This window comes from Budvicia aquatica DSM 5075 = ATCC 35567, assembly GCF_000427805.1.
Lineage (GTDB): Bacteria > Pseudomonadota > Gammaproteobacteria > Enterobacterales > Enterobacteriaceae > Budvicia > Budvicia aquatica.
In genome coordinates, this window is record NZ_KE386584.1 from 81,647 (window position 1) to 90,421 (window position 8,775).

An 8,775-nucleotide genomic window follows, 5' to 3' on the forward strand; every position below is an offset into this window, starting at 1 on the left:
GTTAATAATGAGTCAGTTAAATTTGATAAAATCCCTCATGCCAAATCATCTTTACAAAATTATTCCTTATTTTCTCTCAATTCAGGACAAAAAAAACGCTGAAAACCTCTTTTTTCATCCGTTTTAGCGCGAAGAATAGTCAACTTACCAAATCCTTGTCCTTCGTCAAATAAACTCGCTTTTCTTTGCGAGAAATACAATATATAGTGCACCAAGCATAAAACACACCCATATATAGTATTTATCCACATTTCATCCACAAGATAATACCCACTGTTTCAGGGACATCTTGTGGATAACTACGAATAAAGAAGACTAAACAGTAAGCTAGTCAAGGAGCCTGTTGTGAAACCAGTTGTGATTAAGCGTGATGGCTGCAAAGTACCTTATGATGAGGTACGTATTAAAGAAGCCATTCAGCGTGCTGCTAAAGCGGCCGATATCTATGATGAAGACTATTGCGCAAGCGTAGCGCGATCGGTAACTCAACTGATGGCTGACCGTGACGCGGTAGATATCAACGAAATTCAGCAGGCAGTTGAAAACCAACTGATGAGCGGTGACTACAAAAAGCTGGCCCGTACTTATATTGAATATCGCCACGATCGTGACCTGTCCCGTGAGAAACGCGGCAAGTTAAATCAGGATATTCAAGGCTTGGTTGAACAAAGCAATATCGCGTTATTAAACGAAAATGCCAATAAAGACAGTAAAGTTATCCCTACCCAGCGGGATCTGTTAGCCGGTATAGTGGCTAAACACTACGCTAAACAGCATTTGTTACCTCGTGATATCGTTCTGGCCCATGAACGCGGTGAGATTCACTATCACGATCTGGACTACGCCCCGTTCTTCCCAATGTTTAACTGTATGCTGATCGATCTAAACGGCATGTTAACCAACGGATTCAAAATGGGTAATGCCGAGATTGAACGACCTAAGTCCATTTCAACCGCTACCGCAGTGTCTGCACAAATTATTGCCCAGGTTGCCAGCCATATTTATGGCGGAACCACCATTAACCGTATCGATGAAATTCTGGCCCCGTTCGTTACCGAGAGCTATAACAAACATAAGAAAATCGCTATCGAGTGGGATATTCCGAACGCCGAACAGTATGCAAAATCCAGAACGGAAAAAGAGTGCTACGACGCCTTCCAGTCTTTGGAATACGAAGTTAATACTCTGCATACCGCTAACGGGCAAACTCCGTTTGTTACCTTTGGTTTTGGTCTGGGAACCAGCTGGGAATCCCGTCTGATCCAGCAGTCAATTCTTAAAAACCGCATTGCCGGTTTAGGTAAAAACCATAAAACCGCGGTATTCCCTAAGCTGGTGTTCGCCATTAAAGACGGTTTAAACCATAAGTTTGGCGATGCTAACTACGATATTAAGCAACTGGCCTTAGAGTGCGCCTCTAAGCGGATGTATCCTGATATTCTTAACTATGACCAAGTGGTAAAAGTCACCGGATCATTTAAAACTCCGATGGGCTGTCGTAGCTTTCTGGGCGTATATGAAGAAGAAGGTCAGCAGGTTCACGATGGCCGTAACAATATCGGCGTTATCAGCCTGAACCTGCCGCGCATTGCGCTTCAGGCTAAAGGCGATGAGTCTCGCTTCTGGGAAATTCTCGAGCAGCGTTTGGTTCTGTGTAAGAAAGCGCTGATGACCAGAATTGCTCGCCTTGAAGGTATTAAAGCCCGAGTTGCCCCCATCCTGTATATGGAAGGTGCCTGCGGCGTTCGCCTGAAAGCCGATGATAATATTGCTGATATCTTTAAGAACGGCAGAGCCTCGATTTCATTAGGCTATATTGGCATTCATGAAACGGTCAATGCCCTGTTTGGCAATTCAGTCCATCCATACGATAGTGAAATGCTGCGTGAAAAAGGCGTGGCTATTGTAAAACGGCTGAAACAAGCTACTGAGCAGTGGAAAAATGAAACCGGCTACGGATTCAGCCTATATAGCACGCCAAGTGAAAACCTGTGCGATCGCTTCTGCCGCCTGGATACCGCTGAGTTCGGTGTTATTGATGACGTAACCGATAAAGGCTACTACACCAATAGCTTCCATCTCGATGTAGAGAAGAAAGTAAACCCGTACGACAAACTGGACTTTGAAGCACCGTATCCGCCACTGGCTAACGGCGGCTTTATTTGTTACGGCGAATATCCAAACCTTCAGCATAATCTGAAAGCATTAGAAGACGTCTGGGATTATAGCTATAGCCGGGTGCCTTACTACGGAACCAATACGCCGATTGATGAGTGCTATGAATGTGGATATTCCGGTGAGTTTGAGTGTACCAGCAAAGGCTTTACCTGCCCGAAATGTGGCAACCATGATTCGGCTAAAGTATCGGTGACTCGCCGGGTCTGCGGCTACTTAGGTAGCCCCGATGCCCGCCCGTTTAATGCCGGTAAGCAAGAGGAAGTTAAGCGTAGAATTAAGCACTTAGGAAACGGGCAGTTAGGCTAAAATTTTTTCGTCTTCCTTTACTTGATTAACCCTTATTCCGGTTCCGGCCGGAATAAGGGGTCGAGAACGGATAAAATTATCATCTATGAATATCCATCAATACTATCCCATCGATGTGGTTAATGGCCCCGGAACCCGGTGTACGCTGTTTGTTTCAGGCTGTGTTCATCAATGCCCCGGCTGTTATAACAAAAGCACCTGGCGGTTGAATTCCGGCGTGCTGTTTACACAAGAGATGGAAAATCAGATTATTGCCGATCTTAATGACACTAAAATACCTCGCCAGGGTCTGACCCTGTCCGGCGGCGATCCTTTACATCCGCAGAACGTGCCTGAGGTACTTAAGTTGGTTAAACGGGTTAATGCTGAGTGTGAAGGTAAGGATATTTGGATGTGGACCGGTTATTTACTGTCGGAACTGACGCCTGAGCAGCAAGACGTTGTAGATTTAATTAACGTACTGATTGATGGCAAGTTTGTTCAGGCGCTGGCCGATCCGGCGCTGGTATGGCGCGGAAGCAGTAATCAAGTGGTACATAAATTACGCTAAAAATATTCGGGGCATAATGAGGCAACCAGTGTCTGCCCTAGCCTTAGTCTGTTTTTCGCTGCCAGTATAATTTCTTACCAAACCCTAGCTTATTGTCCGTCATTTTCAGATGGTCTAATGTCAATATCCAGACTGGGGCAGAAGCCAATTTTGCCACCGGAAAACGTTTAATATACTGCTCTCGGGCCATTGCGGCCTTACCACCTTCCAGTAATTTCAGTTGCCCGCGAAACTGAACGCCCTGAATCAAAGCGATATCTTTAGTTTGAGCCGCAACCGTGCCGGCAACCTGAGCATTCATCAGCGCCAGTTCTGCATGCCGGGTATGGGCCTCAGACATAATAATAAATGCCATCTGCTGCGGATCGAAAACATAGAAACAGCTGGCACACCATAGATCGTTCTCTGCCGCTGTACATAACGTGAGTACATGGTTTTTAGCCAGATAGCGGCAAATAGCGGTCGCCTGAGTATCATCCGTCACGGTTAATGTTCCTGAAGCAATATCTAAAGAGATTAAGTTAACACAAACGATCGTTCTGAGGTATGAGGCTGTGAAATACGCTGTGGGTAAAACCATTTTTATCTGTTAGCCGGTATATTCACAGATTACCGACCATTTCAGATATAATTTGGCATCGCGTCAGCAAAACCCTATCAATAAAAATAATACCCGTGGATGTATAACATTGTTGAGAGCAACCCCAGAGCAAAAACAACCAGACTTATCAGCCGATAATGAAGTCATTTGGTATTTATATATGCTGCGCACGGCAAATAACCGCCTTTATACCGGTATAACGACCGATATTGAACGCCGTTTTAAGCAACATCAGTCAGGAAAAGGGGCAAAAGCCTTGCGCGGCGCGGGTACGTTAACGCTGGTTTATCAGTGCAAAGTCGGCGGACATTCTGAAGCCCTAAAGCTAGAGTATCGAATTAAACAGCTCAGTAAACAGCAGAAAGAAAAGCTGGTCAGCAATCAGGTCATTCCAGCCAACACACATGCAACTTGAAGTATGGCAGGTATAGTTAATCTGATTAGATTCGCTACTGATCTCCTCTCTTCACCGATTTTTTCTGTGAATGCCCTTTACTCTTCGGCTCAGCCTTCATCTTTTGTAGCACTGAGCTACACTGATTTTCTTCACCCTCACTCGGCGAAGCCAGTGCAAGCAGAGCCGCTGGCGGAGATATTAATACCCCCAAGGCAACGGCCGCTACGCCGCGAACCAACAAAGGCCCCGCTTCAACGCCGGGATCCGGATTTTTAAACGTTCCTTTAACGTACAGCGGTGAACGTAGCGTTAGCACTCTCATGCCCTTGCTTTGCGGATCAATCTTTAAGTCTATTTTTTCGCTGGCAAAGTTGACATAACCGGTGATGTTAATAATCGCATTTTCAGTATCAAATACGAACAGCCGCGGTGTAGCCACACCATTTTTAACGTTCACATCTGCCGCAACGCAGTTAATACCGACTTCATCGTCACCAAAAATCTCTGAAACAATATAGTTACCCACGTTAAGTCCAAGGATCTCCATCAGACTCCGACTAATTTTCCCATCATTCATTAGAATTTTCAGGTCTCCGCTGCTGCTTGCCAATAGGGCTGCAACAGAATTACCGCGACCGCTCAAGGTGACATCACCGTTGATTTGCCCTTTACTGCTCTTCATTTGCTCTACGTCCGGCAACAGCTGTTTGAGCTGAAAACGGCGGGCACGCATATCAATCCTGCCAACCATCGGCGTTTTACTGCCGTCTAACCGAATCGTGGAATTAAGCCTGCCGCTGGCCACACCAAAGCTCAGCGGATCCATGAGTAACAAACCGTTATCCAGCACTAAGTGAGTGTTAAGATCGCTGACGGGCAGTGATTTTCCATGCTGAATATGCTTTGCACTAAATCTTACATCTGCGTCCATTACCCCCCAACTCTTGGTTTCAAACGGCTCGACGGGCAACACTTTATTGGCAGGCTGACGGGTTTTCTCACCACGGTTGCTCTTCTCTTTATTAGAATCAGCACCAATCAGCGGCGCCAGATCGGTAAACAGTAGCTGTTTAGAGGTCAGATCGCCGCTAAGCTTAGGCCGAGGTTTAGCAGCAACATATTTCAAATTACCGTGTATATCACTGCTGCCAATTTTACCGTTGAAGTTCTGGTAATCGAACAGCGCGCCGCCTTCTTGATGTATACGGGCAATAAGCCGGCCATCGGTAGAATACGGCGGGGTATTAGGGAGTAATACCCCAGTTAAACCATACAGGTTACCCAAACTTTGCCCGGAAAATTTTAACTGTAAATCAAGTTCGCCAAGGTTCATCGGGTCAAGCAAGGTACCTGCCAATACCACCCTTGTCGTACCGGAACGCACATCAGCCTGCACCGGAAAAGGATTATCTGAACTCTTCAGCGACAGCATACCGCCAATCTTACCGGTACCGATCAAAGGTTCCCCCTTATATTTGCCGTCCACTTTCCAACCAAACACATATTCCGGTACGTTGAGCTGTGGTTTATCTTCAGTCTTAGCGGCCGGTTTATCACCCGTACCGGCGTTGCCGGTGACTTCACTAAAGGGTAACGGCTTACCTAACGGGTCAATAACCGCATGGAAATCCGCCTTTAGAGTGGCATCCTTGAAATCAATCTGACCTTTATCAAACACAATATCGTTAATACTGACTGACCAGTCAGATGGCTTTTGCTTATCGTTTGTATTCTCCGTATTCGCCAGATTGAAAGTCCAGTTATTATCGCCATTGGCTAAACTCAGGAGGGAAACATTGGGTTGTTTTAGCCATATACGCGGGATACGAACTTCTTTATGTAGCAAGGCTAAAGGAGCAAGACTGGCATCGATTCGTTGCAAAGTAACCATACTATCGCCTGGAATATTAGCCGGATTACCTAACACAATATCTTCAGCATGAATATGCGGCCAGGGAACCCAGCTACGCCAGCCCGTTTCGTCAGGCTGGCGAAACCAGTTGACCCCCAGATCGCCACGAATAGCAAACGGCCTTTGTAGCTCAGTTGAAACCTTTTCATTAATCATTGGCTTCAGTCGATTCCAGTCATAAACCATAATGAAAATAACCGTGGCGGCAATTAACAGTAATATTCCACCGCTAATCCAACTGAAAATCTTTCCTGTTCTCGTCATTACGTCATCCTACAGGCAGAGAAACAACGCCGCTAAGGATCAGAGTTAATCATAGGCAGGCGCCATTAATTGAATAGGGAATACATTAAGCCTAGTCCAAAAAGTCGGGAACTTCATGTTATCACTATTGATTAGCCAGAGAGTGATAGCACTCCCGGCCTTCAGCGATACGGCCTGTCCTGATATATCAGCGACACAACGGGCTTCAAATTCCCCGCTTAGCGTTAAAATGTGCTTTACGCCACAAAAGTTCACAAAACAAACTAACTGTTCTAAAAATGGCTTTACATCACCTATATATCAGGATTATTTTATAAAAAAACGCAGTTAAACACATTCTTACAACTAATTAGTTTAGATTCCAAACTAATTGGAGGCCAAACGTGAGTGCTAACGTCCCTAATACCCTGAGACAGATGAATAAGTCTCTTGTACTGAACATTATCCGTGAGCACAGCTCACTTTCACGCGCCCAGATCGCAAAAATCGCAGGTATTACTAAAGCAACTATTTCAGAAATTGTCTCTGAGTTGCTGGATGAGAAAATCATTTACGAAAGCGGGGCAATGGAAAACAGCGGGCTTGGGCGTAAAGGTATTATGCTTAACTTCGATGCAAATCATGGCGTTGGCGTTGGTATTGATCTGGGCGGAACAAAAATCTCCTTCTCTCTGTTTAATCTGAATGCAGAGCTATTGGCCACTGAGCAGGCTGAAACCTATAAAGTGACCACCAGAAAACAGTTCCTGAAATTATTTAATCAAGCAATACGCAACCTGTTAGATAAATATTCTATCAGCGCCGATAAGCTAAAAGTTATCGGAATAGCTACCCCGGGCATTGTGGACTATCACCGGGGCATCGTACTTGAAGGCTCACCCAATCTCCCGGAGTGGGAAAACATCGCGCTGGCTGATGAAGTATCTGCCGTATTTAACGTACCTGTCGTACTGGAAAATGATATCCGTTCAGCCCTGATCGGCGAAATGTGGAAAGGAAAGTGTCAGAAAGTCCATAGTGCCGCATTAATTGGTGTCGGTACGGGACTGGGTGCGGCCTTACTGATGGACGGAAAAATTATCCGGGGAGCCAATAACGGCGCAGGTGAAATCGGATACATGATGTTCAGCCGGGAACATTTAAATCAGAACTGGCGCAATAAAGGCTGCTTTGAAGTTCACTGTTCCGGTTCCGGCATTAGCCAGCGTTATCAGGAAATGAGTGGAAAAAACCTGACGGCGCACGCTATCGCCCAGCTTGCTCAACAGGGCGATACGCTGGCCGACTCTTTATTCCGCGATCTGGCTGACTATTTGGCTATCGGCATCTTAAATATCATAGCCATAGCTAATCCTGAAAAAATTATTCTGACCGGCGGAGTAATACGTTCATCACCGCTATTCCTGCATTACGTTCAATCACATATCAATCAGCATACTTTTACGCAAACACAAATTCAGGTCGAACAATCAGAACTGGGAACTCAGGCTCCGCTGTACGGCATTGCGGTATTGGCACTCAACAGAGTCTATCCGTCAATCCAATTTATGTCCGATGCTCAGTTAAGCTAGTTTTAAGAGGATATAAGCTATGTCCGGTATACATCTCCATCCACACGATATTCTTGACGAAGGCACTGATTCTATTCTTAATCGTTTAGCAAAAATGGGCGAAATTGATCGCCTCTTCGTTGAAGTAAATACCATTTTTGAACGAAACCCATATCCGGTAGGTAATCTGCCCCACAACCCGGTCCACGATGTTGTTATGGGAACCGGCACGCTGCATGTCAAATTAGATGACCACCAGCAAGGTGCACTTTATCAACGGGTTGATCCAACCATTTTGGAAGGCCATGACCCGTTAATGCTGATAAAGCAGAAAACGGATGGAACTGGTATAAAGGTGATCCCTTGGGTCAATATTCTTAACGGCGACTTCGCCGGTAATCTCAACGACAATATGGTGGTTAATTTCCACGGAGACCCGGTAGAACACTGGCTATGCCCAAATGCCCCGGACGTGGTTGAGTTATGGAAAAATACTTTCAGTCGTCTACAACAGACCTACGGCTATGATACTTATCTGATCGACCGTATTCGTTTTCCTGACTGGGCCGGAAAATCAGTCAATCCTAGCGGCCTGTTTACCTGTTTCTGCCCTCACTGCCAGCAGAAAATGCGTAAACAGAATATCGACATTGAAAAATTGATCGCCACTCTTAATCAGTTAGTTATTTTACTGCATCAGGACCAATATGAGACCGTCGTTGATTATCTATTGCATGACCCGCTAATCAAACAATGGCAGCAATTCCGTCAACAAAGCATTACCCATTTTGTCAGCGCCTTGCTGCATGACGTCAATCAGAGCNATNGTTCACTNAAACTATGGCTCGACTTATGGCCGCCGGCATATTCGTGGATNCTGGGGCAAAATTACACTGAACTGACCAAGCTATCTCCCGCATTAAAGCACTTTCCATACCATAAATTAGGTGGCGGAGCTGACGTACAGGGACTTATTGAGTTCTTCGCAACTGCGCCGGAGCAAAAGGAAATTGCATT

At 45.5% G+C, this 8,775-nt stretch carries 6 protein-coding genes; 4 read left to right on the forward strand and 2 right to left on the reverse strand.

What is annotated here, in order from left to right:
• The first annotated feature begins 345 nt into the window (after positions 1 to 345).
• On the forward strand, positions 346 to 2,484 hold the full coding sequence (nrdD, locus tag YWE_RS0122000) for an anaerobic ribonucleoside-triphosphate reductase (protein WP_029096404.1): 2,139 nt from the start codon (positions 346 to 348) through the stop codon (positions 2,482 to 2,484).
• Positions 2,485 to 2,569: 85 nt separating this feature from the next.
• The gene (gene nrdG, locus YWE_RS0122005; protein ID WP_029096405.1) at positions 2,570 to 3,034 is read left to right on the forward strand and encodes an anaerobic ribonucleoside-triphosphate reductase-activating protein; all 465 of its coding nucleotides are present in this window, start codon (positions 2,570 to 2,572) and stop codon (positions 3,032 to 3,034) included.
• A 43-nt stretch (positions 3,035 to 3,077) separates the two neighbouring features.
• Here nrdG and YWE_RS0122010 read toward each other — a convergent pair whose 3' ends face one another.
• Positions 3,078 to 3,518 (reverse strand): YhbP family protein, encoded by a 441-nt coding sequence (locus YWE_RS0122010; RefSeq protein WP_051323510.1) that lies wholly within the window; start codon positions 3,516 to 3,518, stop codon positions 3,078 to 3,080.
• A 277-nt stretch (positions 3,519 to 3,795) separates the two neighbouring features.
• On the opposite strand from YWE_RS0122010, the gene YWE_RS0122015 reads away from it, so the two are divergent.
• Positions 3,796 to 4,050, forward strand: a complete 255-nt coding sequence (locus tag YWE_RS0122015; protein ID WP_036016886.1) for a GIY-YIG nuclease family protein — start codon at positions 3,796 to 3,798, stop codon at positions 4,048 to 4,050.
• Positions 4,051 to 4,084: 34 nt separating this feature from the next.
• On the opposite strand, the gene YWE_RS28340 is transcribed toward YWE_RS0122015, so the two are convergent.
• Entirely contained in the window at positions 4,085 to 6,208 is a 2,124-nt protein-coding gene (locus tag YWE_RS28340; RefSeq protein ID WP_051323511.1) for an AsmA family protein, read from the reverse strand.
• Positions 6,209 to 6,624: 416 nt separating this feature from the next.
• On the opposite strand from YWE_RS28340, the gene YWE_RS0122025 reads away from it, so the two are divergent.
• The gene (locus YWE_RS0122025; RefSeq protein ID WP_036016890.1) at positions 6,625 to 7,779 is read left to right on the forward strand and encodes an ROK family transcriptional regulator; all 1,155 of its coding nucleotides are present in this window, start codon (positions 6,625 to 6,627) and stop codon (positions 7,777 to 7,779) included.
• The last annotated feature ends 996 nt before the right edge of the window (positions 7,780 to 8,775 follow it).